At 67.4% G+C, this 26835-nt stretch carries 23 protein-coding genes; 16 read left to right on the top strand and 7 right to left on the bottom strand.

The features are described 5' to 3' along the window. Position 1: 1 nt before the first annotated feature. The 5 genes from V5F74_RS23985 (at position 2) to V5F74_RS23965 (ending at position 6824) form a co-directional block, all read left to right on the top strand. Entirely contained in the window at positions 2–814 is an 813-nt protein-coding gene (locus tag V5F74_RS23985) for an SDR family NAD(P)-dependent oxidoreductase (RefSeq protein WP_394010212.1), read from the top strand. Positions 815–855: 41 nt separating this feature from the next. Next, positions 856–1959, top strand: a complete 1104-nt coding sequence (locus tag V5F74_RS23980; protein ID WP_394010211.1) for a CaiB/BaiF CoA transferase family protein — start codon at positions 856–858, stop codon at positions 1957–1959. A 77-nt stretch (positions 1960–2036) separates the two neighbouring features. Next, the gene (locus V5F74_RS23975) at positions 2037–3263 is read left to right on the top strand and encodes an ABC transporter substrate-binding protein (RefSeq protein ID WP_250167072.1); all 1227 of its coding nucleotides are present in this window, start codon (positions 2037–2039) and stop codon (positions 3261–3263) included. A 66-nt stretch (positions 3264–3329) separates the two neighbouring features. Beyond that, on the top strand, positions 3330–5252 hold the full coding sequence (locus V5F74_RS23970; protein ID WP_394010209.1) for an oxidoreductase: 1923 nt from the start codon (positions 3330–3332) through the stop codon (positions 5250–5252). Positions 5253–5663: 411 nt separating this feature from the next. After that, positions 5664–6824, top strand: coding sequence for an ABC transporter substrate-binding protein (locus V5F74_RS23965; protein ID WP_394010208.1), 1161 nt, complete (start codon positions 5664–5666; stop codon positions 6822–6824). A 54-nt stretch (positions 6825–6878) separates the two neighbouring features. Here the strand turns inward: V5F74_RS23965 and V5F74_RS23960 are convergent, their stop codons facing one another. Further along, positions 6879–7559, bottom strand: a complete 681-nt coding sequence (locus tag V5F74_RS23960) for a TetR/AcrR family transcriptional regulator (RefSeq protein WP_394010207.1) — start codon at positions 7557–7559, stop codon at positions 6879–6881. A gap of 166 nt (positions 7560–7725) precedes the next feature. Between V5F74_RS23960 and V5F74_RS23955 the strand changes: the two genes are divergently transcribed. The 7 genes from V5F74_RS23955 (at position 7726) to V5F74_RS23925 (ending at position 15172) form a co-directional block, all read left to right on the top strand. Next, complete coding sequence (locus tag V5F74_RS23955) at positions 7726–9282, top strand: acyl-CoA synthetase (protein WP_051679059.1); 1557 nt, start codon at positions 7726–7728, stop codon at positions 9280–9282. Further along, positions 9279–10442, top strand: a complete 1164-nt coding sequence (locus tag V5F74_RS23950) for a thiolase C-terminal domain-containing protein (RefSeq protein ID WP_029557364.1) — start codon at positions 9279–9281, stop codon at positions 10440–10442. Before V5F74_RS23955 ends, V5F74_RS23950 begins: the two co-directional genes overlap by 4 nt. Positions 10443–10474: 32 nt before the next feature. Beyond that, on the top strand, positions 10475–11269 hold the full coding sequence (locus V5F74_RS23945; protein WP_029557365.1) for an enoyl-CoA hydratase/isomerase family protein: 795 nt from the start codon (positions 10475–10477) through the stop codon (positions 11267–11269). Positions 11270–11312: 43 nt separating this feature from the next. Further along, on the top strand, positions 11313–11678 hold the full coding sequence (locus tag V5F74_RS23940; protein ID WP_051679060.1) for a Zn-ribbon domain-containing OB-fold protein: 366 nt from the start codon (positions 11313–11315) through the stop codon (positions 11676–11678). A gap of 116 nt (positions 11679–11794) precedes the next feature. Continuing rightward, positions 11795–12691 (top strand): branched-chain amino acid ABC transporter permease, encoded by an 897-nt coding sequence (locus V5F74_RS23935; protein ID WP_029557367.1) that lies wholly within the window; start codon positions 11795–11797, stop codon positions 12689–12691. 10 nt (positions 12692–12701) lie between these two features. Beyond that, the gene (locus V5F74_RS23930; protein ID WP_394010204.1) at positions 12702–14468 is read left to right on the top strand and encodes a branched-chain amino acid ABC transporter ATP-binding protein/permease; all 1767 of its coding nucleotides are present in this window, start codon (positions 12702–12704) and stop codon (positions 14466–14468) included. Further along, positions 14465–15172, top strand: coding sequence for an ABC transporter ATP-binding protein (locus V5F74_RS23925; protein WP_394010203.1), 708 nt, complete (start codon positions 14465–14467; stop codon positions 15170–15172). Before V5F74_RS23930 ends, V5F74_RS23925 begins: the two co-directional genes overlap by 4 nt. A 70-nt stretch (positions 15173–15242) precedes the next feature. On the opposite strand, the gene V5F74_RS23920 is transcribed toward V5F74_RS23925, so the two are convergent. From V5F74_RS23920 to V5F74_RS23895, 6 genes are all read right to left on the bottom strand, one after another. Further along, complete coding sequence (locus V5F74_RS23920; protein WP_394010201.1) at positions 15243–16076, bottom strand: GntR family transcriptional regulator; 834 nt, start codon at positions 16074–16076, stop codon at positions 15243–15245. 98 nt (positions 16077–16174) lie between these two features. Then, positions 16175–17191 carry an ABC transporter substrate-binding protein gene (locus tag V5F74_RS23915; protein WP_394010200.1) on the bottom strand — a complete coding sequence of 339 codons (1017 nt, stop codon included), beginning with the start codon at positions 17189–17191 and terminating at the stop codon, positions 16175–16177. Positions 17192–17295: 104 nt separating this feature from the next. Beyond that, positions 17296–18180, bottom strand: coding sequence for an MBL fold metallo-hydrolase (locus V5F74_RS23910; RefSeq protein ID WP_394010199.1), 885 nt, complete (start codon positions 18178–18180; stop codon positions 17296–17298). A 40-nt stretch (positions 18181–18220) separates the two neighbouring features. Continuing rightward, the gene (locus V5F74_RS23905; RefSeq protein ID WP_024280143.1) at positions 18221–19120 is read right to left on the bottom strand and encodes an ABC transporter permease; all 900 of its coding nucleotides are present in this window, start codon (positions 19118–19120) and stop codon (positions 18221–18223) included. Then, positions 19113–19916 (bottom strand): ABC transporter ATP-binding protein, encoded by an 804-nt coding sequence (locus tag V5F74_RS23900; RefSeq protein WP_155982456.1) that lies wholly within the window; start codon positions 19914–19916, stop codon positions 19113–19115. The genes V5F74_RS23905 and V5F74_RS23900 overlap by 8 nt, the downstream gene beginning before the upstream one ends. Positions 19917–20559: 643 nt before the next feature. Further along, positions 20560–21660, bottom strand: coding sequence for a linear amide C-N hydrolase (locus V5F74_RS23895; protein WP_394010198.1), 1101 nt, complete (start codon positions 21658–21660; stop codon positions 20560–20562). A 238-nt stretch (positions 21661–21898) separates the two neighbouring features. On the opposite strand from V5F74_RS23895, the gene V5F74_RS23890 reads away from it, so the two are divergent. The 4 genes from V5F74_RS23890 to V5F74_RS23875 all read left to right on the top strand — a co-directional run bounded on the left by V5F74_RS23890 (position 21899) and on the right by V5F74_RS23875 (position 26748). Further along, complete coding sequence (locus tag V5F74_RS23890) at positions 21899–22195, top strand: YtcA family lipoprotein (protein WP_374250664.1); 297 nt, start codon at positions 21899–21901, stop codon at positions 22193–22195. 3 nt (positions 22196–22198) lie between these two features. Then, positions 22199–23248 carry a multidrug transporter subunit MdtN gene (gene mdtN / locus V5F74_RS23885; protein ID WP_029557377.1) on the top strand — a complete coding sequence of 350 codons (1050 nt, stop codon included), beginning with the start codon at positions 22199–22201 and terminating at the stop codon, positions 23246–23248. Beyond that, positions 23232–25145, top strand: coding sequence for an FUSC family protein (locus V5F74_RS23880; protein WP_081837610.1), 1914 nt, complete (start codon positions 23232–23234; stop codon positions 25143–25145). Before mdtN ends, V5F74_RS23880 begins: the two co-directional genes overlap by 17 nt. Before the next feature lie 259 nt (positions 25146–25404). Continuing rightward, positions 25405–26748 (top strand): TolC family protein, encoded by a 1344-nt coding sequence (locus V5F74_RS23875; protein ID WP_051679437.1) that lies wholly within the window; start codon positions 25405–25407, stop codon positions 26746–26748. The last annotated feature ends 87 nt before the right edge of the window (positions 26749–26835 follow it).

The raw sequence follows: 26835 nt of genomic DNA, 5'->3' as shown, positions 1-26835 counted from the left end.
GATGGAACTCGAACTCGAAGGGAAGGTGGCCCTCGTCACCGGCGGTGGCATGGGGGTCGGGCGCGCCATCTGCAAGCGCCTCGCGGCCGAAGGCGCGCGGGTCGCGGTCAACGACATCCTGCCGGAACGCTGTGCGGCGGTCGCGGCCGAGATCGCCGAGGCCGGCGGCACGGCGCTGGCGGTGCCGTTCGACATCATCGACCTTGACGCCGCCCGTGCGGGCGTGGCCCGGATCGCAGAAGCGCTCGGTCCTGTGGACATTCTCGTCAACAATGCCGGCGTGGTGCCGGAGCGGCGCACCGGAGAGATCGGCATGCCGACCTTCCGGGAGATGGCGCCGCATTTCTGGAAGAAGATCGTCGATCTCAACTATTATGGCGTCATGAACTGCGTGGCCGCCGTGGCGGATTCCATGGTGGAGCGGCGCACCGGCAAGATCGTGTCGATGGTGTCGGACGCTGGCCGTGTCGGCGAACCGCGCATGGCGGTCTATTCGGGGGCAAAGGCCGCCATCATCGGTTTCTCCCGCGCCATCGCCAAGGAACTGGGGCCGCACGGCATCACGGTCAATGCCGTGTCCCTGTCGGCGGTCGCCCACGAAAATCCCATCGCCGGCTTCCAGAAGCTGACGGCGACGGTGGAGAGCGATGAAACCCTGCGCAAGGTGCTGCGCAACTACCCCATCGGCGAAGGCCTGGGCCGCCTGACCCGGCCGGAGGACGCGGCCGACGCGGTCGCCTTTCTGGCCTCTGCCCGCGCCGCCTACATCACCGGTCAGGTGCTGGGAGTGAATGGCGGCTTCGTCATGGTCTGAGCCGCGCACGGCACCGCACGGCGGATGAGGAGATCACCAGGATGGATGCTCGCGAGGGGCAGGATGCGTCGCGCCCGGAGGGGGGAGCTTTGCCCCTGCGTGGACTGAAGGTGGTCGATTTCTCCACCCTTCTGCCCGGCCCGTTCGCCACGCTGATGCTGGCAGAGGCCGGCGCGGACGTGGTGAAGATCGAGCGTCCGGGCAAGGGTGACGAGATGCGCGGCTACGAGCCGCGCGTCGGGCCGGACAGCGCCATATTCGCGCTGCTCAATCGCGGCAAGGCCAGCGTTGCGCTGGATCTGAAGTCCCCGGACGGTCTTGCGCAGGCAAAGGAGCTTGCGCGCGGCGCGGACATCCTCGTCGAGCAGTTCCGCCCCGGCGTCATGGCGCGGCTCGGCCTCTCCTACGAGGCGCTTTCGGCGGAAAATCCGCGTCTCATCTACTGCTCCATCACGGGCTACGGACAGGACGGGCCGAAGGCGCATGTCGCCGCGCACGACATGAACTACGACGCCGACGCGGGGCTCCTCTCGCTGGTATCCGACAGTGACGGCACCCCGTCGCTTCTGCCGATCCCGCTGGCCGACATCGGCGGGGGAACCTATCCCGCCATCATCAACATTCTGATGGCCGTGATCGAACGCAGCCGGACCGGGCGCGGGCGCCATCTCGACATCGCGATGACGGACAATCTGTTCCCGTTCCTCTACTGGGCGCTCGCCGGCGCCGTGGCTGGCCGATGGCCGTCGCCCAATGGCGAACTCATCACCGGCGGCTCGCCCCGCTATGCCATCTATCGAACCGCTGATGGCCGGCACCTGGCGGCGGCTCCCCTGGAGGATCAGTTCTGGCGGACCTTCTGCGCGGTGCTCGGCCTGAGCGAGAACGCGAGCAAGGCCGACGTGGCGACGGCCGTGGCGGCGCGCCTCTCGGGCGACCTCATGGCCGCATTCGCCGGCAAGGACGCCTGCGTGTCGCTCGTCGCCTCCATCGAGGAAGCCATGTCGGACCCCCATGTCGCCGCCCGCGACCTCTTTCGCCGCCGCATTGCGAGCAAGGCCGGAACGATCGCCGCGTTGCCGCTGCCGCTCGTGGAAGCCTACCGCGATCCTGAAGAGACGAAGCCGTTTCCCGATCTCGGGTGACGGCGCAAAGGGTTGAAGGGCGCGCAGTCGCCCGTGCCCGAGAAAAACGAAAAGAAAACAACGGTGGAGGAAACGCCATGTCCAGGAGCAAGCATCCCATAGGATTCACGCTGTTGACCCTCGGCGCGCTTATCGCCTGGGCCGACATCGCCCAGGCACAGGTCTCCGACGATATCGTCAAGATCGGGGTGCTCGACGGTCTTTCAGGCCCTTATGCCGACCTGCAGGGCCCGGGGGACGTGGTGGCCGCCCGGATGGCGGTGGAGGATTTCGGCGGCAAGGTGCTCGGCAAGCCGGTGGAAGTGGTTGCCGGTGATCTCCAGCACAAGGTGGACGTCGGCAGCACCATCGCGCGTCGCTGGTACGATCAGGAGAAGGTGGACGCCATCTTCGGCCTCGGCGATTCCGCCGTCGCTCTGGCGGTTCAGGACATCACCCGCGAGAAGGATCGGATCAACATCGTCATCGCGGCGGGGACGCCGGCGCTGACGGGCAAGAACTGCTCGCCGAACGGCATCCACTGGACTTACGACAATTACGCCATTCCGCGCGCCACGGCTCTGGCGACCCTGAAGGATGGCGGGAACACCTGGTTCTTCATCACCGCGGACTACGCCTTTGGCCAGTCGCTTGAGGAGAGCACGCGCCGGGTGGTGGAGGGCAGCGGCGGAAAGGTCGTGGGGGGCGTCCGCGCGCCCATTAATACCACAGACTTCTCATCCTTCATCCTTCAGGCGCAGGCATCGGGCGCGAAGGTGATCGGCCTTGCCAATGCCGGCGCCGATATGACCAACACGATGAAGCAGCTCGTGGAATTCGGTGTCGCGGGGAATCGGCAGCGGCCCGTCGGTCTGCTGGTGACACTCACCGATGTGCACAGCCTCGGCCTCAAGGCCGCCCAGGGGCTGACCTTCACCGAGGCCTTCTACTGGGACCAGACGCCGGAGACGCGGGCCTTTTCCAAACGTTTCCAGGCCATTCACGGCAAGCCTCCGACCATGATGCAGGCGAGCATATATGGCGCTGTCATGCACTATCTCAAGGCGGTCCAGGGTACCGGCACGGACGGTGCCAAGCCGGTGATGGCAAAGATGAAGGCCACGCCCATCAACGATTTCATGACGAAAAACGGCGAAGTGCGGGCGGATGGGCGCGTCATCCGGGACCTTTATCTGTTTCGCGTGAAAAAGCCGGAGGAGTCGAAGGGCGAATGGGACCTGCTGGAGCAGGTCGCGACCATCCCCGGCAAGGATGCGTTTCGTCCGATGAGCGAGGGGGGCTGCCCTCTGGTCTCCGGCCAGTGAGGATCTGAACGGCGGGGTGCGGCCCATCCACCAGTGCTTCGAACCGGCGGCGGCGCGCCGCCGGTCTTGTTCCGCCGCCGCCGGCGGCGGTCTTCAGCGAGTCGTTCTCCGATGCCAGCCCACGCCAGCTTTCCCCATCTCTTCACACCGCTCCAGCTCAGGGCGAAAACGGCGCGCAACCGGTTGATCGTACCGGCCATGGCGACCCATTTCGCCGAGCCTGACGGTTCAGCGGGCGAGCGCCTTGCCGCCTATCTGGAGGCCCGCGCCGAGGGCGGCTTCGGGATCGTGGTGACGGAGAATATCGGTGTGCACCCGGGAGGGCGGGTGATGGCCCGGATGCTCATGGCGGAGGATGAGTCCCGGATCGCGGGTCTCGCGCGCCTCGCCACGGCGATCCGCGGCCACGGGGCTCTCGCCATCGGGCAGATCAACCATGGCGGCCGGCAAACCTCCAGCCGCCTGACCGGGCAGGAGCTTGTCGCCCCCTCGGCAATCGCATGCCCGCTGATGCGTGAAATGCCCCGCGCTCTGTCGGCGGACGAGATTCCCGCGTTGCAGGAGGCCTATGTGGCGGCGGCGGGGAGGCTGGAGAAGGCGGGATTTGACGGCGTGGAGATCCACGCCGCCCATGGCTATCTGGCCGCCTCGTTCCTTTCCGCCTATTCGAACCGGCGCGAGGATGCCTATGGCGGCTCGCCGGAGAACCGCCTGCGCTTCCTTGCGGGCATCGTCGCGGGCATTCGGGCCCGTTGCAGTCCCGACTTTCTTCTCTTCGTGCGCATGAGCGTGGAGGAGTTCGTCCCGGATGGACTCGTTCCGGAGGACGTCGTGGTGATCTCCCGGCAGCTGGAGGCGCTGGGGTGCGACGTGATCTCCCTGTCCGTGGGCGTCTATGAATCCTACAACCAACTGACCATGTTGTCCGGCGAGCCGGAAGGCCCCTGGCTGGACCGCGCCGGCGTGGTGCGGCGGGCCATCGGCATTCCGGTGGTGGGGGTCGGTCGCATCAAGCGCCCGGAACGCGCAGAGGCGGCGCTGGCGGAAGGCAAGATCGACCTGGCGGCGGTCGGGCGTGGATCGATCACCGACCCGGGTTTTCCGAACCGTTTGTACCGAGGCGCGGGGCCGGCGGCGGTTGCCTGCATGTCGTGCAATCTCTGCCTCGGCCGCAGCGCACGACCGGAGATGATCTGCCCCGTCAATCCCTTCGTCGGCCGCGAGCGAGATCTGGCTCCGCCCGCCCCGAAACAGGGCATGCGGCTGCTGGTGCAGGGCGCCGGCTTCGCGGCCCTCACGGCCGCCTGGCTCGCGGCGCGCCGGGGCCTTGATGTCACTTTGGCCCATGGCGCGCAGCCGCTCGGAGGCATGCAGGCGTGGCGGAGCCGGGTGCCGGGTCAGGCGGAATATGCTGTCGCCGTGCGTGCGGTCGTGGAACGCGCCCGCGCCGGGGGCGTGGACATCCGGCCCGGCAGCGTGGCCCCCGCAGGTTTCGGCCTGATCTGGCGCGAGCGCCGCCTCGAGCCGGCTCGCATCGATGCGGCATCGGCGTCAAAGACGGTTGTGACCGCCTACGCCGTGCTTGCCGACACCGCGGGCTCGATCAAGGGCCGCGTGCTGGTTGCCGGGGATGACCTTGCCGCCGCGGATGCGGCCTTGCTCTTGGCGGATCGAGGCCTCGCCGTCACGCTCCGCACTCCTGCGCGGGACATCGGGTTTGACGCTCATCCGGGCTTTCGCGTTCTCAACCGCCGACTGCTGCTGGAGCGCGGGGCGCAAATTGAGGTGTCGGTCGCTGATCCCTTCGATCACGTGCAGAACTTCGATGCTGTCGTTGTCGGCAGGCTCGACGCTGCGTCTTCGGTCGATCCCCAGCTCTGGAACACCGACTGGGGAAATCCGGCCGATGCCCAGATCGACGATTGCTACGAACCGGGCGCCCTGGCTCAAGCCGTCTATCGGGCCGTAGAGCTGACGCAATCCTTTTGACATCCGTTGGTTTGCGACGGTGAGCTTTGGATCATAGAGCGGCAGAATGCGGTCGGGCCGGCCGTTCTCCCCCTCCCGTGAAGCCAAATTCCGCCAGCGGCCGATCTCAGGTTCAAGCGCCCTGACATGATCGGCGGGAGCGTCATCGGCTCGCACCGCACCCTCCGCCGGTGTCCAGCCGAGGCGCGCCTCTTGGACAGGAAACCAGCGCCAGCGAGATTGACACTGCGACGTGCCAGCCGGCCCGCACCGAGCTCCGGCCGGTTTGCGTTCGCGGGCACTTCCCCCTTGCGGTGCGCAGTTTGATCCGATACCCCTACTATAAAGATATAAAACTTACTCACGAGTTTTGCAGTCGCCTTGAACTGCGGAACCGATGAGTTTTGATGGGGAGGAGCGGGTATGGTTCGGATGGGATCAGGAGGAGGCGCGCTGCTCGCGGGCGCCGCCATGGCGCTGTTGCTCGCGCCGGTTGGCGCCGCGCGGGCCCAGACGCCGGTCAAGATCGGTGTGGTGGAAGGCCTGAGCGGACCGCCGGCCATCGTCGACTTCGGCGAGAGCTACCTGCAAGGCGTCAAGCTGGCGCTGGAAGACTACAAGGCGAAGGGTGGCAAGACGCCTATCGAGCTTGTAGTCTATGACGACGAGGCCAATCCCCAACGCGCCGTTTCGGTGGTCCAGCGCCTGATCCAGAACGATGGCGTCGCTGGCGTCATCGGCACGGTGTCGAGCGGCAATGTCATGGCCTTTGCCCCCGTGCTCCAGCGCGCCGGCGTGCCGCTCATCGCCGGACCGTCAGCCGCCACGGACATCACCACCAAGTTCATCGACCAGAAGCCGAGCTTCATCTTCCGCTGCTCGATGATCGAGAAATACCAGATCGACGCGATCCTCGATTGGGCGGTGAAAAACTACAAGAAGATCGGCCTGCTGCACTCGACCACAGGCTACGGCAACTTCGCCGCACAGGAGGCGACCGCCGGCCTGAAGGCACGCGGCGTGGAGCTTGCGGCAGTCGAGGCGGCGGCGCCCGGCGTCAACGACCTGACGCCACAGATGATCAAGATGCGCGATGCCGGCGTCGATCTCATCCTGCATTTTCACGAGTCGTTCGAGCTGCCGTATCGGCCCCTGCCGCGGCTCGACTACAAGCCGACCTTCGCCGGCAACTGGGGCCTCTCTTCGCTGAAGGTGAAGGATATCGTGGGCGTCGAAGCGATCCAGGGCACCGCCATGGGCCAGGCTCTCGACCTCTCCGATCCCAAGGCGCAGGCCTTCAACAAGCGCATGACCGAGAAATACGGCAAGGACTATCGCTGGCCGGTGGTCGCCGCGCTCGGCTATGACGCGGGCCAGATCATGTTCGCCGCCGTGGACAAGGTCGGCAAGTCGGACCCGGCGAAGCTGCGGGACGCCATCGAGAACATCGACGGCGTCCAGGCGGTCTCGGCCACGCCGGCGAAGCCGTTCGGGCCGAACGATCACGAATGCCTCGGCCAGGGTGACATCTTCCTCGGTATCTGGAAGGGCGACACGGTGGTGCCGGCGCCGAAAGTGATGCCCCAGAAGTAGCCGCGCCTTTCGGCCGCCGGGTCGATCACGGTCCGGCGGCGCGAGGGGAGGGGGTCAGGCCTGCGGCTTCGACCTCTTGCGCGTGGGCTTCGGCGACGCCGGGGCCGCAAGGCCGGAGATCAGGAGCGCCGCGAAGCTCTCCATGATCTCCTCCGGCGTGTTGGGGCCGGAGTCCCGGTACCAGGCCGGAATCCAGTTGACCACGCCGAGGGCGAACAGGCTCGCGAGCTTCGGGTCGCAGGGGCCGATGGAGCCGTCGGCGACGCCAAGGGCGATCAGTTCCTTCGTGGCGGCGCTGATGCGCTTTCGGCGCGCCACCACGTTCGCGCGATCTTCAGGTGCCAGCGAATCCACGTCGGTGAGCACCGGGCAGTTTCCAAGGTCGCCGAAGATGCCTTCCATGTAGCGACGCAGGTAGATGATCAGCTTTTCGAGGCCCGTCCCGTCATGGGCCGCGGCGAGGGCGAGGCCCGCCTCGCCATTGTCCATTGCCACCTGGTGGCAGGCGTAGAGCAGCTCCTGCTTGCTCTTGAAATACTGGTAGAGCGTCGGCTTCGACACGCCGAGAACCGACGCCACATCATCCATGGACGTGTTGGCGAAGCCGCGGCGGTTGAAGGCGGATGCCGCCACCCTCAGCACCGCCTCGCGCTTGCGGCGGCGCTGCTCGTCTCTGTCGAAGGCCGCACGCCCCGGCGCGGGAGCGCGGGTCGCCGCGCTGGGAGTGTCACTCATGAACTGGCAGGTCCTGCTTTCGGCGATAACGAGGAGCGGCTTCCCGGAGAACGCATCCGGCGCGCCGACCTCCGAACAAATACTGTGTCGCATGCTTGCATAAAACTCGCAAAACAGCTAGCCTGACTCATCAGTAAATATAACTACTAAATGGTAGGGAGGGCCGATGAGCATCGCCACGCTCATCCTGCAGACCGCGCGACGCCTGCCGGACAAACCCGCGATCACCGACGCCGACGGTACCCTTACCTACGCAGCCTTCGCCGAGCGGTCGGCCCGGATCGCCGGCGGTTTGCGCGCGATGGATCTCAAGCCGGGCGCGCGTGTCGTGCTGTTCATGGAGAACACCGGCGCTTTCTTCGAATGCCTCCTCGGCTGCTGGATCGCCGGCCTTTGCGCCGTGCCGGTCAACGCCAAGCTGCATCCGCGCGAGGTGATCGGCATCGCGGCAGATGCGGAGGCCGAAGCGCTCTTCACCACGCCCGGCCTGTCCGAGGCCCTCGCGGCCGAGATCGATGCCCTCGCCCAGCTCGCGGTCATAACGACCGGCTCCGAGGCCTATGCGCGCCTTGTCGCCGCCGAGCCCATCGCCTGCGAGGATGCGGCGCCGGAAGAACGCGCCTGGCTGTTCTACACCTCCGGCACCACCGGCAAGCCCAAGGGCGCGATGCTCAGCCATCGCAACCTCCTGGCCATGTCGCTCGCCTACTATGCCGATGTCGATTCCATCGACACCGATGACACCCACATCGCATGCGCGCCGGTCTCCCACGGCGCAGGTCTCTACGCCTTGCCCTTCCTGATGAAGGGCGCGCATCAGGTGGTGCTGTCGGGCTTCGATGTGGAGGAGGTGCTGGAGGCCATCGCGCGCTACAGCAAGGTCGCGCTTTTCGCAGCCCCCACCATGCTCACGCGCATGGTGAACCATCCGGCGACGCTCTGCGCGGATCTGTCCAACCTGAAGACCATCTACTATGGCGGCGCGCCCATGTACGTCGCCGACCTGAAGCAGGCCCTGCGCGTCATCGGCCCGAAGCTGTGCCAGATCTTCGGCCAGGGCGAATCCCCCATGACCATCACCTTGCTGCCGAAGGCGCTGCATGTGCGCGCCGATGGTGCCCCGGCCGATGACGCCGTACTGGGCTCCTGCGGCTTCCCGCGCTCCGGGCAGGAGGTGCGGGTGGTCGACGAGAACGGGCATGATCTCCCGCCCGGCGAGGTGGGCGAGGTCATCACCCGCAGCGACTGCGTGATGGAAGGCTACTGGAACAACCCCGCCGGCACGGCGGCCGCCCTGCGCGACGGCTGGCTCTACACCGGCGATGTCGGCAGTCTCGACGCGCGCGGCTACCTCACGCTGCGCGACCGCTCCAAGGACCTCATCATCTCCGGCGGCAGCAACATCTATCCCCGCGAAGTGGAGGAGGTGCTGCTGCGCCATGAAGGCGTGCTGGAGGTGTCCGTCATCGGCGCGCCGCATCCCGACTGGGGCGAGGAGGTGGTGGCGTTCGTCGCCGTCCGCCCGGGGGCGGAGGTCGATGCCGCGGAGCTTGACCAGCTCTGCCTCGACAACATCGCCCGCTTCAAGCGACCCAAGCGCTACCGCTTCGAGGCGACGCTGCCGAAGAACAACTACGGCAAGATCCTCAAGACGGAGCTGCGCCACCGGCTTGCCGAGGCCGATGCCGCAGCGGGTGTCCAGGACCAGGGAGCCACCTCATGAGGCCGGTCTTCGTCGCCGGCATCGGCTCCTCGGCCTTCGGCCGTCATCCGGAAACGTCCATCGAGGCCCTCGCCATCCGCGCGGCGGACGCGGCGATCCGCGAATCCGGGCTCGATCGTGGCGACGTCGGAGCCCTCTATCTCGGCAATTTCGTCGCGGGGCCGCTGCTCGGGCAGGAGGTACTGGCGGGGCTGGTGGCGGACGGGCTCGGCCTGCCGCAGATTCCCTGCACCAAGGTGGAGGGTGCCTGCGCCTCCGGCGGCATCGCCTTCCGCCACGCCTATCTCGCGGTGGCGACCGGCATGTGCGACATGGCGCTCGCCGTGGGCGCGGAGAAGATGACCCATGCCGACACGGCGGCCGTCACCTCGGCGCTCAACTGCGCCATGGATTTCCGCAGCGATGGCGTAAGCGGCCTCACGTTCCCCGGCCTGTTCGGCCTCGCCTGGCGCCTCTATGAGCAGCGTTACGGCGCGACGCGGGACGACATCTCTGCCGTCGTGCGCAAGAACAAGGGCAACGGCCTGCGGAACCCGCTCGCCCAGATGGGCGCGGAGCTCTCGGTCCAGGAGATCGGCAACGCCCGCCTCATCTGCGATCCGTTGCGACTTTACGATTGCTGCCCGGCCAGCGACGGCGCGGCTGCCGTGCTGCTCGTCGCCGGCGATCGCCTGCGCGATGTGATCCCGCAGCCGGTGCAAGTGCTGGCGTCGGCACAGGCGCGGGGCAGCGCACGCATCGCCGGCCATCCGGACCTCTGCACCTTCGAGGCAACCGTTGCTGCCGCACAGGCGGCCTATGCGCAGGCCGGCATCACCGCCGACGAGGTGAGCTGCGTGGAGCTGCACGATTGCTTCTCCATCGCGGAGATCATCGATGCCGAGGATCTCGGCCTGATGCCGCGTGGAGCGGGGGCCGCCTATGCCGCCGAGGGCCGCACCGCCGTCGACGGCGACAGGCCCATCAATGCCAGCGGCGGGTTGCTGGCCAAGGGCCATCCGGTGGGTGCGACCGGCCTCGGCCAGATCTATGAGAGCGTGCTCCAGCTGCGCGGGGCGCACCCCAACCAGGTGAAGGGGGCGAAGGTGGCCCTCACCCACAATCTCGGCGGCACGGGCGTCGCCTGCACCGTCAATATCCTGCGCGCCACCGACGCCTGAGCGCGCCCCCCGCAACAGCATCGGAACATCCCATGGGCGACATTCGCTGCGACCGCCACGGCAAGGTCTGGCTCATCACCATCGACCGCCCTGCGGTGATGAACTCCCTCGACTTCGCCGCCAATGACGAACTGGTTGAAGTCTTTCGTGACTTCGACCGCGACGACGGCGCCCACGTGGCGGTCGTCACGGGCGCGGGCGACAAGGCCTTCTGCGCCGGCGCCGACCTCAAGACCTACACGGTAAACTTCGCCCGCACGCCTGCCCCGGAGTTCCGCACCCGCTACACCAACGGCCCGGGATTCGGCGGCATCACCCGCTCGGTGGAGATCGACAAGCCCATCGTCGCTGCGGTGAACGGCTTCGCCATCTCCGGCGGGTTCGAGCTGGCGCTCGCCTGCGACCTCCGCTTCTGCGCGCCCAACGCGGAATTTGCCCTGCAGGACGCCAAGTGGGGCTTCCATGCCTGCGACGGCGGGCTCATCCGGCTGCCGCAGATCGTCGGGCTGGGCCATGCCATGGAGATCATCCTCTCCGGCGATCGCGTGAATGCCGAGCATGCGTTCCGCATCGGCCTCGTCAATCGCATCGTGCCGGCCGAAGAGCTGGTGGCCTTCACCCTCGACTATGCGCAGATGCTGGCGAAGCGCTCGCCCCTCTCCCACCGCTTCGCCAAGGAGGTGATGCGCCGTGCGGTCGGCATGCCCATGGGCGAGGCCCTGCGGCTCGAATCCCGCTCCTTCTACGATCTCGGCCAGAGCCAGGACATCGTCGAAGGCACCACCGCCTTCCGCGAGAAGCGCGAGGCCGATTTCCAGGGTCGCTGAGTTCTTCACCATCGATCACAGCCATTTGGATCACAACCCGCCCATGTCCTCCGTCCTCTCCGCCTCGCCTGTCATCGAGATCCTGCGGTGTGCCGACTGCGGCCAGCTCGATCCGGGCCCGCGCGAGCTTTGCGCCTCCTGCTACAGTCCCAGGATGGAACCGGTGACGGTCGATGGCGACGGTGTCCTCGTCTCCTGGACGCTGGTGCGCCGTCCGCCGACCCGCTTCCAGGCGGACGGGCCCTATGCGGTGGCGGTGGTGGACCTCGACTGCGGTGTGCGCCTGACCGGGCGCCTTGCAAGCGTGCCGTTCGAGGAGGCCGACGCGCCGCCGCTCGGTGCCCGCATGCGCGTCTGCGGCGGAACCGCTGGCATGGCGCTGTTCGCGCCGGCCGACGCCGGCCGCTGAGTTTTCGCACGACGAGGCCGGCGCAAGACCGGCCGGAGAAAGCCTCCGGGAGAACGCATGCACACGAGACCGCCCGAACCGCATCCGTCCTTTCCGCCCTGCCGGGGAGGGGCGTCATGACCCTCCTCAACTTCTTCCAGCTCCTCGTCAGCGGCATCGCGATGGGCGCCATCTACACGCTCACCGCCAAGGGCCTGTTCATTACCCATCTTGCCACCCACCGGCTGAATTTCGGCCAGGGTGATTTCCTCATGGTGGGCGCATTCGCCTCCATCGGCATGCTCACCGCGGGCGTTCCGGCGCCCCTCGCGGTGCTCGGCGTGCTCGTCATCATGGGCGTACTCGGCTATCTCTTGGAGCGCTTCGCCATCCGCCCCCTGGACCGGCTCGGCGACCGCGCCGGAGCCTATTCCTGGGTGCTCACCACAGCGGGATCGGCGCTGATCCTCCAGAACATCGTCGAGCTCGGTTTCGGCAAGTCCGCGCAATATGCGCCGCCCCTGTTCTCCAAGACCCGCGACAACGTCATCAACATCCTCGGTGTCGGAATCTTTTTCGAGGAGGCGGCGATCATCATCACCGCCTTCGTCGTCGTGGGCGCCTTCTACTGGTTCCTGTTCGGCTCGCGCTGGGGCAAGGCCGTCTATGCCGTGGCCTTCAATCCGGAGGCGGCTTCCCTCTTCGGCATCGACGTGCGCGGCGTGGTGGTGCTGGTGTTCGTGCTCGCCGCGCTGATGGCCGGCATCTCCGGCGTGCTGGTCGGGCCGCTGGTGTCGGTGCATCCGCACATGGGGCTGATCTTCACCATCAAGGCATTGGCGGTCGCGGCGGTGGGTGGCTTCACCAATCCCGTCGGGATCCTGGTCGGTGGCCTGCTGTTCGGGGTCGCGGAGGCATTTTCCAACTATTGGGACAGCGCCTTCGGCGACCTCTACCCGCTGCTCTTCGTCATGGCCCTCCTCGCTGTGCGCCCGTCCGGGCTGTTCGGCGAGCGACGTGCCGACGTGCGTTGAGGAGGCCCAGATGCCAAGCCTTATGCCACGCATTCCCCGCCTTGCCGTCTATGGCCTCGCCGCCGCCGCCATCGCGATATTCCCGCTGGTCGCTCCGAACCCCTTCTTCGTCCATGTGGGGCAGACCTTCGCCTACACCGCCATCGCGGTGATCGGCCTCAACATCCTGCTGGGGCTCTCCGGGCAGATGTCGCTCGGTCACGGCGGCTTCTATGCTGTGGGTGCCTACGTCTCCGCCATCCTTGCCACCACCTATGGCTGGCCGCTCACCGTCTCCATGGCGATGGCGCTCGCCGCCTGCCTCGTCGTGGGGCTGCTGGTGGGGGCGGTGGCGCTCCGCACGCGGGGGCTCTACCTCGCCATGGCGACGCTCGCTTTCGGTTTCATCGTCGAGATCGTGGCCCAGCGCTGGGTGAGCGTGACCGGTGGAACCATGGGCCTTATGGGCGTGCCGCAGGTCGACTTCGGCAATTTCCGCATGGGGCCAACCTATTTCTTCTGGTTAGCCGCCGGCCTGCTGCTGCTGGTGCAGATCGCCAGCGACTATGTGTTCGGCTCCTCCATCGGCCGCCGTCTCAATGCGGTGAAGGAAAGCGAATCCTTCGCCGCGACGGTCGGGCTCAACGTGCCGCTCTGGCGCATCGGTGTGTTTGCGGCCAGTGCGGCGCTGGCGGGACTGGCGGGCGTGCTGTTTGCTCACCAGAGCGGGTTCGTCTCCTCCGATGCCTTTAACATCCGCCTCACGATCTCGCTGCTGATCGCCACCGTCATCGGCGGGCTGGGGCGTTCGGCGGGGCCCCTGCTCGGAACGGCGATCCTGATCGGCATCGCCGAAGCCATCGCCGCCGTCCACGATATCGGGCTCATGCTCTATGGCGGCATCCTGCTGGTGGTGCTGCTCCTCTTCCCCGAAGGCGCCATCGGCCTGTTCGGCCGGCGGCGGGCGAAGAGCGGCGTCGCGGCGGATGCCGTTTCGGCCTTCCTTCCGGCCCTTGCTGCACGCGGCCGGGCCGCCGGGCGGCTCGACGTGGAGGGCGTGACCAAGAGCTATGCGGGCGTCGTGGCGCTGCGCGACGCAACGCTCTCGGTCGAGCCCGGTACGGTCCATGCGCTGATCGGCCCGAATGGGGCCGGCAAGTCCACCTTCATCAACGTGGTGGCGGGCCTCTATGCGCCAACTGCCGGCCGCATCCTGATCGGCGGCTCGGACGTGACCCAACTGCCGGCGCATCGCCGCGCGCGCCTCGGCCTCGTGCGCACCTTCCAGAACCTTCAGCTCATCCAGGGCGTGAGCGTGCTGGAGAACGTGATGCTGGGAATGGAGCGCCGCCGCGGCCTCCTTGCCGACGTGCTCGATTTTCTCGGTGGCAAGGGCCATGAGGCCCGCGAGCGGGCGGAGGCTGCCTCCATCCTCGCTTTCCTCGGCATCGGCACCCTTGCGGACATGAAGCCCAAGGACCTGTCCTATGGGCACCGCAAGCTGGTGGAGCTGGCCCGCGCCATCGCCCAGAAGCCCGCCATCCTGCTGCTGGACGAGCCGGTGGCGGGCGTGAACCCGCAGGAGGCGCGGGAGGTTGCGCGTATCGTCGGAAAGCTCCGGGACGCCGGCATCAGCGTGCTGCTGGTGGAGCACAACATGGAGTTCGTGATGGGCCTTGCCGATCGCGTCACCGTGCTCGATTTCGGCAACCGGATCGCCTGCGGCACGCCGGCTGAGGTGCAGAAGGACCCCAACGTCATTCGCGCCTATCTCGGCGCCGTGGAGGATGCGGCATGATCGAGGTCGATCACATCGATGTCGCCATCGGTCCGGTCGGGATCCTGCATGACGTTTCCCTGCGGCTGACGCAGGGGCGGCTGGTGACGGTGATCGGCGCCAATGGCGCGGGCAAGACCACGCTGTTGCGCACGCTCTCCAACATTGTCACCCCGCGCTCCGGGGCGATCCGCTTCGGCGGCATGCCGACCGCCGGCATCAAGCCTCATCTTCTGGCGCGCGCGGGACTGGTGCATGTGCCTCAGGGGCGCCAGATCGTTCCCGGCCTGACTGTGCGCGACAATCTGGTGATTGGCGCCGACCGCGTGGCCGGTCTCGACGCCGACACCATTGCGCAGGGGCTGGAGCGGGAGTTCGCGCGCTTCCCCGTGCTGAAGGAGCGCCAGCACATCCTCGGCGGCAACCTCTCCGGCGGCGAGCAGCAAATGCTCGCGGTGAGCCGGGCGCTGATGATGCGGCCGAAGGTGCTGCTGCTGGACGAGCCGTCCCTCGGGCTCGCGCCGCAGGTGGTGACGACCATCCTCAAGGCGCTGCGCAGCCTTGCCGACGATGGTCTCGCCGTGCTGCTGGTGGAGCAGCTCGCCCTGCTCGCGCTCGATACCGCAGACGAGGCCCATGTGCTGCAGCGCGGGCGCGTCGCCCTCAGCGGACCGGCCCACGAACTGCGCCGCGACCGGGCAGTGATCGAGAGCTATCTGGGATAGCTCCCGGTCGCCGCCTTTGCCGGTCACAGGACGCCGCCGCCGCGTCTCCGCCCTCGCCTGAGGGGAGCTTTCACGCGGACCGGGGCGCCTGGCTGTCGATGCGCATGAAGAATTGGGTGCGCGGGACGAAGATGCGCTGGAACGAGCCGTAATGCGCCGGGCTCGCCGAACTGAAGATTTCCACTACCATGCCGATGGTCTTGGCTTCCACTCCGATCTTGGAGCAGATGTCGCGCGGTAGCGGCTCGATGCGGATGTCATAGGTCATGCGCTGGACCGTCAGGTTCAGCTCACGGCGCAGGTTGACGCCTTCCAGTGCCGTCCGCTTGTCCTTGCGCGCCTGGTCATAAACCCGCGCATCAATGATGAACTGGCTGTAGACGAGGAATTCGTGGCCGATGTCGACGATGCGGTCGATCTCGACCACTTCGTCTTCCACCCACTGCATGTGCATGTTCCAGGACCCGCGGCTCCTGTGCCGGTGAATGCGGTCCACCTGGGGGAAGACGGGAAAGAAGTTCTCGCGCCGCTCGTCGCTGAACAGGAAGTGCCAGACCGTGTCCACTTGGCGCGGCTCGCGATTGACGAAGCTGCCGGCCCGCCCCTGCTTGCGATCCACCGCCCCGTCCTGCACCAATTCGCGATAGGCCTTCTGCACCGTGCCGAGACTGAGCCCGGTGGCGAGCGCCAGATCCTTCTCCGGCGGCAGGCGGTCGCCAAGGCTCCAGTATCCCTCGCGAATTCCCGCCAGCACCGCGTCCCGCAGCTGGAGGTATTTGGGGGACTGGCCGGGGTCCTTCGGCGCAAAGCGGCGCCAGAAGTCGTGGCCCGCCTGGGACGCCGGAGCCTTGGTCGCGGCATCTGCCTTGTCGTGCGTCGCACGCGGAACCCGAGGCTTTGTCATGGGAGATTCCGAACGCAGGTGAGAGGGCGGTGGTACTGACATTCCCCCAACGAGGCAAGGCGCCGGCACGTGGCGTGTCCGGTGCCCGCCACGAGGGGTCAATCGCCGGGCAGATCGTGGACGTTGCTGAAGAATACGTCCTTCCATGAGGTCGGCAGGTTCTTCAGCAGGCCGGTCTTGTGCATGTATTGCGCGAAGACCATCACCTTCCGGGGCGTCGGCGAAAAGGTCATCATGTTCGGATCATTCAGGATCGCCACGATCTCGGCCACCGACAGCTTCGAATTGTCGAACCGCTTGAACGCCTCCGCCGCCGCGGTCTTGTCGGCGGCGATGAGGCCCATCGCCTCGGTCAGCGCCGCATAGGTGGCGGCGTAGAGCTTGGGATTGGCCGCCCGCCACTTGTCATTGGCATAGGCGGTGATCAGCGTGTTGGCGCCGCCGGTGACGTCATAGGAGCTGAGGATGGTGCGCACATTCGGATTGGCGAGCTCCATCTGGATGAAGGGCACAGTCGTCACATGCGTCCTGGCGACGGCCCCGCCCGAGAGCAGCGCGGCGACGCCGTCGGGATGGGACATGGTGATGGCCAGCGTGTCGAACTTGTTGCGCTGGTCGAAGCCGAAGGCCTGGGCGGTGGCCATCTCCAGGATCAGCGCATGCTGCGTGCCCTTGCCGGCGGCCATGGCGATCCGGTCGGTGGGCTTGAAGTCCTTGATGGATGTGATCGCGGGATCGATGGTGTTGAAATAGATCGGGGAATCGCAGATCGCCATCATCCCCTTGACGGGGGCGAACTTCACCGTCTTGTCCCACAGATTGAGCATCACCGACGTGCCGGCCATGGCGATGTCGGCATTGCCGGAGATCAGCGCATCGGTGATGGCCGGGCCGCTGGTCAGCTGCGTGTAGACCACCTTGGCATCGGGCAGGCCGAGGGCTGCCGCATGCTTTTCGATCAGCTTGTTTTCCGCTGCGACGATCATGGGCAAATAGCACAGGCCGAGGCCGCTCACGACACGCACCTCGGCCGCCGCGGCGGGCCTCGCGAGGGGCGGGGCGATGCTGGCGGCAAGAGCGACGGCCAATGCGGCCAGCCGGGCAAAATGTTTCATCTGGATCCCCTCATTGTCTGGAAGGTTCCGCGCCAGTTCGGCGTCTCGTTTGGTGATCGATGAAACGCGACGCCCGCAGGCGCCGCGTTCCCATTTTCAATGCCTCAGAGCAGGCGGTCGTTCTGCGGTCCCTTGAGCGGGATTTCCATGAGATCTTCGCCGAAGAAGATGTTGCCGCCATAGACACGCGAGATGTCGGCGACCACCCGCTCCCTGAGGCCGGGCCGGTCGAACTGCTCGGTGATGTGGGTGAGGACAAGGTTCTTCACCCGGGCGGCGCGCGCCAGCTCCGCAAGCTCCATGTGCCCCATGCAGCTGTGCGAGAAATCGGGGCTGTAGTTCGTGCCGGAGAGGTAGTGGCACATGTGCACGAGCACGTCGCAATCCCTTGCCAGCACGTGCATGCTCTCCGCCGGCCCGCTGTCGCCGGAATAGACGAAGACGCCTTCGGGCGTCGTCAGGCGGTAGCCGAGGGTCACGAGGAAGGGCTGGAAGTGGTTCACCTGATCCGTCTCCAGCGTCCAGCCATCCCCCTTGATGACGTCGCCGGGCGAAAGCGTCGTGACCTCGGGGGCAGGGCGCGGCCGGGGCAGGGTGCCGCCGCGGGCCTTGAACAGATCGAGGCTCGAACCGTGCGACGTGCGCGCCACCAGATCCGCATTGTACACGCCATCGAGCCCGAACAGGCGCTCGGTGATGTGGGCGATGGGCGCCGGCCCGAACACTTTCAGCTCGGGGATGCGGTCGGCGCCCTGGTCCCAGCGCGTCAGGAGCAGGCGGCCATAGTCGCCGCAATGGTCATAGTGCAGGTGGGAGAAGAAGAGGTGGGTCACCTTGGTCGCGGGGATACCCAACTCCAGCAGGCGATGATGGGCGCCGAAGCCGTGGTCCATGACGATCACGTCGTTGCCGGTCTCGATCACATAGCCGGAGGACATGCGGCGCAGGGACGGCGTGGGCGTGCCTGTGCCGAGAAGGCGAATACGCATGGGACTGCTCTTTTCCTTGGGTTGTATGTGCAGGGTGAGGTCAGCCGCGGCTCATGCCCCAGCGGCGGATGGTGCGGGCCTCGATGGTGCGGAAGATCAGTCCTTCCACCAGCAGGCCGATGATGATGACGCAGGTGAGCCCGGCGAAGACCTGATCGGTCTCCAGCTGGTTGCGTTTCTCGAACAGGAACCAGCCAAGCCCGCCCGAGCGCGAGGACACGCCGAACACCAGCTCCGCCGCGATCAGCGTGCGCCAGGCGAAGGCCCAGCCGATCTTCAATCCGGATAGGATCGAGGGGAAGGCGGCCGGGATCAGGATCAGCGCCACGTAGCGCACGCCGCGCAGGCCGTAGTTCTGGCCGGCCAGCCGCTGGGTTTCGGAGACGCCCAGAAAGCCCGTCAGCGTGTTGAGGGCCACAGCCCAGAGCACGGAATGCACGATGACGAAGACGAGGCTCGGAATACCAAGTCCGAACCACAGCAGCGCCAGCGGCAGGAGGGCGATGGCGGGCAGGGGATTGAACATGGCGGTCAGGGTGGCCAGAAGGTCGGCGCCCAGCCGCGAGGAGACGGCGAAGGTGGTCAGCATGGCCGCAAGGGCGATGCCGATGGCATAGCCCGTCATGAGCACCTGGAGCGTGGCGCCGATGCGCTGGAGCAGGACGCCGTGGATGAGGCCATCCCACAAGGCGCGCAGGGTATCCGTCAGCGTGGGGAACATCAGCGGGTTGGAGAGCCAGATGGCATAGACCTGCCAGGCCACCATCAGCGCCACGACGATGGCACCGCGCCTGACCCCCTCCATGTTCGCGAGGTGCTCCCAGAGCGAGAGCGGGCGCTCGATCTCGGCCGCATCGCTCACGGGGGGAGTGGTCCGCTCGAATTCCGGCCGGATCGGCGGAGACAGCCGGGCGACCGGCAAGGGGGTGATTTCAGCCATGGTGCCCCTCGGCGAAAAGCATGGTGTTGATCTTCTGGGACAGGGCCATGAAATCGCTGCCGCCCTGGTGGTCATGCCCGTATTGGTGGGCGTTCAGCTCCGCCTTCACCTGGCCGGGATGGGGCGAGAGCACGAGGATGCGCGAGCCGACCACGATCGCCTCCTCGATGGAGTGGGTGACGAACAGGACGGTGAAGCGGGTGTCGTCCCACAGTTGCAGCAGTTCGTCCTGCATCTGGCGACGCGTCAGGGCATCGAGGGCGGCGAAGGGCTCGTCCATCAGCAGGATGGCGGGCTCCATGGCCATGGCACGGGCGATGGCCACGCGCTGCTTCATGCCGCCTGACAGCATGTGCGGATAGGCATCGGCGAACTTGCCGAGCTTGACCTTCGTGATGCTGGCCATGGCCCGCGCACGGGCTTCGGCGCGGGGAAAGCGGCGACTGACCAGGATGGGGAACATCACGTTCTCCAGCACGGTCTTCCAGGGCATCAGCTGGTCGAAGTCCTGGAACACCATCATGCGGTCGGGGCCGGCGCCGTCGATCATCTGGCCGTTCAGCCGCATGAAGCCCGCTACCGGTTTCAGGAAGCCGGCGACACCTTTCAGCAGGGTGGACTTGCCACAGCCGGAAGGGCCGAGCAGCACGAAGCGGTCGGCCGGATAGACTTCGAAGCTCACGTCGCGGGTGGCCGTGACGAGCAGATCGCGGGTCTTGTACTGGAGCGTGACCCCGGACACCTCCAGCAATGGCCTCGTTTGTGAAGGCGGATACGTCTGGTCTTTCGGATGCATGGCGGCAGCGTTCATCGGCCCCCTCGTTGTTCCGGCTCTGGTTTCGCCTTCGACAGTGTCCGAACGGGACGCCGGCGCGGCGAATAGCATTTGTGATATGTAGTGAAAGATAAAACGCTATATAGTTTATTGTCAAGAGAGCCGTAGCGGCGCCCGAATGGCGCGGAACGGCCGTGGTGCCGGCGGATGTTTCCATTCGCCCGGGGCGTTAGCTGGCGTGGAAGCAGCGTCGGCAGGCCATCCCTTCTCGGGGTCCGAGATGCGCAGCCGGGCGGAATTCGGGCGTATGGGGATCAAGTGGACTCCCGCGTCGCCGTGCCGGCAAAAGGCGGGCCATGTCCTCATTGTCGAGCGGCTTGAGGGACTTCGGCCTTGTCGCGGCCGTTGATCGTCTGGCGCAAGCAATGCCCTAGCTGTCACCGACGCTGCCGCCGGCGGGCGTGATGCCCGCCTTCGCAAGGCGCTGGGTGTCGGGGGCTCAGCTGTTGCGAGCTGCGGTTGCCATGACGCACCGGACCGCCGCGATGAAGCGGGGCGGTTCACACCGATGCATCCCGCCGACGATGGCGGGAAAAGCGGCGGGCTGGGACCAGCGCTGATGCCGCGCCGGCCACGCTGGCCTCCTGTCCGCTCGTGGACCGGACTACGCGTCCCTGAGGGCCCCGGTGGCATCCGCCGGAAGCCCGCTGAGCCGGCGCAGCGGGATGACCTTCGGGGCGTCCACGCCCGCGAGCGCGCCGAGGTCGAGGCGCGTGTAGTTCATGCCGGCGTAGTCGCGCACGAAGAACAGCCGCTGGCCAAGGTCCGAAAGGCTGGTCCAGCAGGTAAATTCCGTGGCGTAGGGGTGGGCCCCATCTTCCTGGAGGCCAGCCACCTCCATATGGCCGCCGCCGGAAGAATCGATCGAGATGCCACGGGGCCGATCGAAATTGTTCATCATGTGGGCGAGCGCGCAGACCGCCGCATCGGGCGTGTCGGCCTTCTCGGCGAACTGCGCATAATAGACGGCCCGCACGAAGCGCCCGACCGAGGTGCTCGAGGAGGGGAGGCCGGCCGTGGCGATGCCGGAATCCGGCTGGCGCGCCTCGTAGCCGCCGAAGGTGGCGGCCGAGCGATCGACGTTGCTGAGGAAGGTGTAGTTGTCGAGATTGGTCAGGTGCCAGTCGAAGCGGGGACCGTTCGTCATCACCCCGACGGGGTTGTCGTAGAGCTGCATCTCGCCTTTGTGGAACTCGATCACGAGCGAGGCGCCCGATGCATCGTTCACCACATAATGGAAGGGCGAGACCGCCCCCTGCAGAATGGACAGGGCCTCCAGGACGACCGGCTGCGTGCCGAGCGCCGCCTTTACCTCCGCGACGCACGCGAACCGGCCCAGCACCCAGCTGCCGAGGTCGGAGGCGGCGAGCACGGCGCGCGTCATCTCCACCGCCTGCCCTCGGCCCGCGGCAGACGGGTAGGACAGCACGCTGAAGGTGACGCCCTTGTCGTTCAACCCCTCGATGACCTTCAGGTCCGCGATGCCGAGCGGCGCCTCCGGCGTCGGCAGCCGCCAGGGCATGGTGATGGCAAGAAAGGCGTGATCGAGCGTATAGGCGAGAGACGGATGGCCGGAGACCTCCGAGCTTACCGAAAAGCCGGCCGGGAAGTAGGCCAGCTCGTACGGCAGCTCGACGGTCAGCTCGAGCGTACGGCCGAGGTACTTCCGCCCGGCTGAGTCGCTGTAGACGAGCGCTGTGCACATGCCGGCGGTTCCCCCGAAGCTGAAGCCTCGCACCGTGCGGGGCACGACATTTGGTGGCATATTTCGTGCCGCGCGCAAAGGCCGCGTACAACCGCGCTTCGCCGTCTTTGCCGTTTGATTTACCGTTAACCGTTTGTTAAGACTTGAAGATGGGACGACGCACGGGAATACCGCCTCGAGGCGACCTCCATCCCTGTGCGGGTTCAGTGGCGGAGGATCGTCCCGAGTGTCCCATCGATTGATCCGCGATATCGGCAGGGGCATCGGCGGCATGAAAAGCCTCCCCGTCACCGTCGTCATGGCCATGGCGCTCGGCGGCTGCGTGCCGGCTGGCGCGCCTTCCATTCCCTTTTTCGGCGCCTACTTTCCGTCCTGGCTGCTGTGCGCCGTCATCGGAATCCTCGGGGCGCTGCTGGTGCGGGTGGTGCTGGTCCGCCTGGGCATCGACGACGTGATTCCGGCGCGTCTGGCCGTCTATGTCTGCGTGGCGGCGGGCATCGGCTTCCTGGTCTCGATTGTCAGCTTCGGGCGGTAGGTCGTGGAAGAGTCGGAGCAGGCCCATCCCCGGCGCGCGGTCGGTGTCGTCGTCAGCCTCGTCGCGGTGGCGGCAGCCGTGGTGTTCGGCTGGCGCTATGTCCGCAATGCCGAACTCAATCCCCTCTCCCAGGACGCGGTCGTCACCGCCGATACGGTCAACGTCGCGCCCGCCGTTCCGGGACGCATCGCGCGGATCGAGGCGAAGGACAATGGCAGCGTAGGCAAGGACGCGCTCCTGTTCGCGCTCGATGCCACCTCCTACAAGCTGCAGGCCGAGCAGGCTGCCGCGGACCTCAGGATCGCCGAGGCGGCGCTGGCGGACCGGGAGCGCGCCGTGTCGGCCGCGCGCTCAAACGCCGTGATCGCGCAGGAGCAGGTGGCGCGCGCCCGCTCCAACCTGGATCTTGCCAGCCAGACCCTCTCGCGGCTGGAGGCGCTTAGGCCCAAGGGCTATGTGAGCGCCCAGCAGGTGGACGATGCCGCCACCGCCAAGCGAGACGCCGAAATCTCCCTCCGGCAGGCCCTGCACCAGCAGGCGGCGGCCGATGCCCTCGTGAGCGACGCGGCAGCCGCCGCGGCCCTGGTGGACGCGCGACGGGCGGCGCTGGGGCTGGCGCAGAGGGCGCTCGCCGATACCGAGGTCCGCGCACCGTTCGACGGCAAGGTGGTGGGCCTCGCCGTATCGCCGGGCGAGTTCGTCATCTCCGGCCAGTCGATCTTCACCCTCATCAACACCGGGGCATGGTACGTCTCCGCCGCCTTCCTCGAGACCGAGCTGCCACGGATCGCCCCCGGGGATTGCGCCACCGTCTATGCGCTGGCGGACCGCGACCGACCCATCAGCGGCCGGGTGGAGGGGATTGGCTGGGGCGTCGCGTCGGAGGAGCTCATCAAGCTGCCGCGGACGATGCCCATCGTGCCGAAGTCGCTGGACTGGGTGCGTGTCGCCCAGCGTTTCCCGGTGCGCATCCGCCTCATTGATCCGCCCGAAGGCCTCATGCGCATCGGAGCCTCCGCCACAGCGACGGTGCATCATGGCAGCCGCTGCTGACCGGCCGTGGCCGGCCATGGCGCGCCAGGCGTGGCGCGATCTGCTGCCCTTTCCGGGCCGCTTCGGACTGGCATGGCGCGTGGCGCTGCTGTGCGCGCTCGTGGCTGCCGTGGCGATGCTCTACAAGGTGCCGGAAGCCGCCATCGGCTGCTATCTCGTGATCTTCATCGCGCGGCCCGACGGAGCGGAGTGCGTCGGGCAGGGCATCGGCCTCATCATTCTCGCCGGCATTGTCGTGCTCGCCATGGCCCCCCTGATCGCGGCGACGGCTGACAATCCGATGCTGCGCATCGCGATTCTGGCGCTCCTCTCCTTCGTCTTCGTGTTCCTCGGCGCAGCCTCGCAGCTGGGCGAGATAGGCTCCATCATCGGCCTCGTCATCGCCTTCGTACTGACCCTTGTGGACCAGCTTCCGGCGGGCGAGATCGCGACGCGCGGCCTGCTCTATGCCTGGCAGATGGCAGCCATGCCGATGGCGCTGATGATCGTCTTCAACATCGTGCTCGGCACCCCGCCCCACCGGCTGCTGCGCAGGACGGTTGCTGAACGCCTGGTGGCGGCCGCCGATGCCCTGGCGCTGTCGCCGGCGGCCGCACCGGGACGGCTCGCGGCGCCCTTCGCCGAAGGCATAAGCGCCGACGGCCAGAAAGTGATGCTGGCCCGCCTGTTCCACACCGCTCCCTCCGCCGAGGTGACGTGGTTGTCGGGGGCCGCGCGCACCAGCTACCAGCTGCTGCTCGCCGTCGCCGCCCTGCCGGCCGGGATGATGGAAGAGACGCGCGCCCAGCTCGCCGATCACTGCCGCAAGGCCGCCGGGCACGTCAGCGCGGGCCGGCGACCCGAGGCGCCGCAGACGGATGCCGCGCCCGAGACCGAGACCCCGGTGGACCAGACGCCGGTGTCCGCCGCCCAAGCCGCCGTGACGGCGGCGCTCGCCGGCCTTGCCCGGGCGGACGGCGGCACCCGCGCGGTGGCGCCCAAGCCCCCCTTCCTCGCGGTCGACGCCTTCACCAATCCCGACTACCAGCGCTATGCCCTGAAGACGACGGCGGCGGCGATCATCTGCTACCTGACCTATTCGCTGATCGGCTGGCAGGGCATCCACACCGCGATGATCACCTGCTACGTGGCGGCCCTCGGAACGACGGCGGAGACTGTCCACAAGCTGGCGCTGCGCATCTCCGGATGCCTCCTCGGCGCCGGGTTGGGCTTCTTCTCCATCCTGTTCGTCATCCCCCACCTGGAATCGGTGGGTGGGCTGATGGTGCTGGTTTTCCTCGGCATCCTCCCGGCGGCCTGGATCTCGTCGGGCAACGAGCGCATCTCATACGCCGGCGTGCAGGTTGGGCTCGCCTTCCTGCTGACCATCCTCAACGGGTTCGCACCGAGCCTCGACATGTCGGCGGGGCGCGATCGCATCGTCGGCATCCTGCTCGGCAATCTCGTGGTCTATCTCATCTTCACCGGCATCTGGCCGAAGAGCGCCGTCCTCGACGTCCGGGCTCGGCTGTCGCGGGCTCTCGACGCGCTCGCGCGGCTCGCGGCACGGGAGCCTGGGGAGCGCGCGCAGGCGGTGGACGACGCGTCTCTCGTGGAGACCGAGGCGGAGAAGGCGCGGCAGCAACTGCTGCTGCTGCCGTTCGAGCCGGCGTGGCTGCGCCCGGCGCGGGTAAGGATCGCGCGTCTCGACGCACTGATCGCGGACGTGCGCGCGGCGCTGCCGGTTCTCCTCTTCGCCGGAGCGTCCTCGCCGGAGATCTCGGCGCACTTCGCCCGCGCCGCGGAAGAGGTCGCCCGGGGCAGCGGCGGGGACCTGCCCGACAGGAGCGAGGCAGAGGGCGATCCCGGCGTGCTCGCGGTGCTTGTGCGTCGCATCGAACGGCTGGCGGCAGGGTGACGGAATGATGCGTCAGCCACCTCGCCCACAGCCAACGGTCCTCAAGGATATCGCGCGCCACGCGCTCCTGATGCTGGCGTGCATGCTGCTGGCGGCCTGCGCCCTCAACGCGCTCGACAGCGCGCCGGCCGATCCCGCGCAGCCCTGGACACCCAGGCAAGCCGAGGCGCCGGCTTCCGCGCCCGCGGCGGACGATAGGGCCGCGGCCACGGGCACGGGAGCGACTTCGGCATCCACAACACCGGCGCCGAATTTCGCCGTGCCCCCCGAGCCCGCCGCAGCGCTGCTGAAGCCGACGCCCGATATCTCGCCGGGCAGGACCTACGGCCTCGCCGAGCTGATCGATCTCGCCCAGAGCCAGAACGCCGCCACCCGCATCGCCTGGCAGCAGGCCCGGCAGGCGGCGCTGGCGGCGGGCATGGTGGAGGCGACCTATGTGCCGCTCATCACCGCCAACGTGATCGGCGGCTACCAGAGCTTCACCAATCCGCTGCCCCTCACCATAGGTAATGTCAATCAGGTGCAGAGCTCGGTTTCCGGGCTTTCGCCGCAGGTGGCGCTTCAGTGGCTCGTCTTCGACTTCGGCCAGCGCAGCGCGCTGCACCAGACGGCGAAGGAAAATTCCAACGCCGCCAACGTGCTGTTCAACGGCGTCCATCAGAAGATCATCTACGATGTCACGCGCAGCTATTTCCTCTACGGCGCCGCGCGCAGCCGGGTCGACGCCGCCACCCAGACCCTCGCCAACAGCCGCGACATTCTCGATGCGGCGGAGGCGCGGCTGAAGAACGGCATCGGGAACACGGTGGAGGTGGCGCAGGCGCGCCAGCAGATGGCGCAGTCGCGCTTTGCCCTCGTGCAGGCCGAGGGTGGCGAGCGCGATGCCTATCAGGTGCTGCTCGGCGCCGTGGGGGTGAGCCCGGTCACGCAGATCCGGGTGCGGCCGGCGACTGGGCGCAGCCTGCCCGAGAGCATCGGGACGCCGACGGAGAAAATGATCGAGGCCGCCCTTGCCCGCCGGCCGGACGTGCTCGCCTCCTTCTCAGCGATGAAGGCGAGCCAGTCGGGCATCGCCGCAGCGCAGGCGGAATTCCTGCCCAAGGTTTATCTCAGCGCCGTGGCCGCCACCGGCAATACCAGCCTGTCGGCGTCCGGGTTGCCGAACATCGGGCAGATCTCCTCGGCGTCGGGCGTGATGGTCGGGGCGACCGTGCCCATCTTCGACGGCGGGCTCAGGGCGGCGCAGGTGCAGAATGCGCAGTCCCTCGCCGCGGCGACCGAAGCGGGCTTCGAGAAGGTGCGGGACACGGCCGCCCGCGAGATCGTCGCCAGCGCCAATACGCTGCGCTCGGCGCTCGCCTCCTACCGCGCGGCAAGCGCCCTCGCGGACGCCGCAGCCGTCACCTACGACGCGGCGCTCTCCGCCTACAAGGCGGGGGTGGGCAACATATCGGTGGCCACGGCTGCGGACAGCGGTCTTCTCGTTGCCCGCCAGGCCCGCTCGGATGCCCACGCCGCCTCTCTGGCCGCGGCGGCCAACCTCGCCTTCGTCCTCGGCGCCATGACCTCGCGCGATGTTCCCATGGGATTGGTGGCGCGGTAACACCGCTCTGCCCCGATTGCGCCGTGAGATCCGGCCTGGACGAGCGGCGACATGCGCGCCTCCGCTCGCCACACCTGAGCGCGGGCG

Origin of the sequence: Xanthobacter aminoxidans (assembly GCF_043193615.1) — a bacterium.
GTDB classification, from domain to species: domain Bacteria; phylum Pseudomonadota; class Alphaproteobacteria; order Rhizobiales; family Xanthobacteraceae; genus Xanthobacter; species Xanthobacter aminoxidans.
This window is presented reverse-complemented; position numbering and strand designations above follow the sequence as displayed.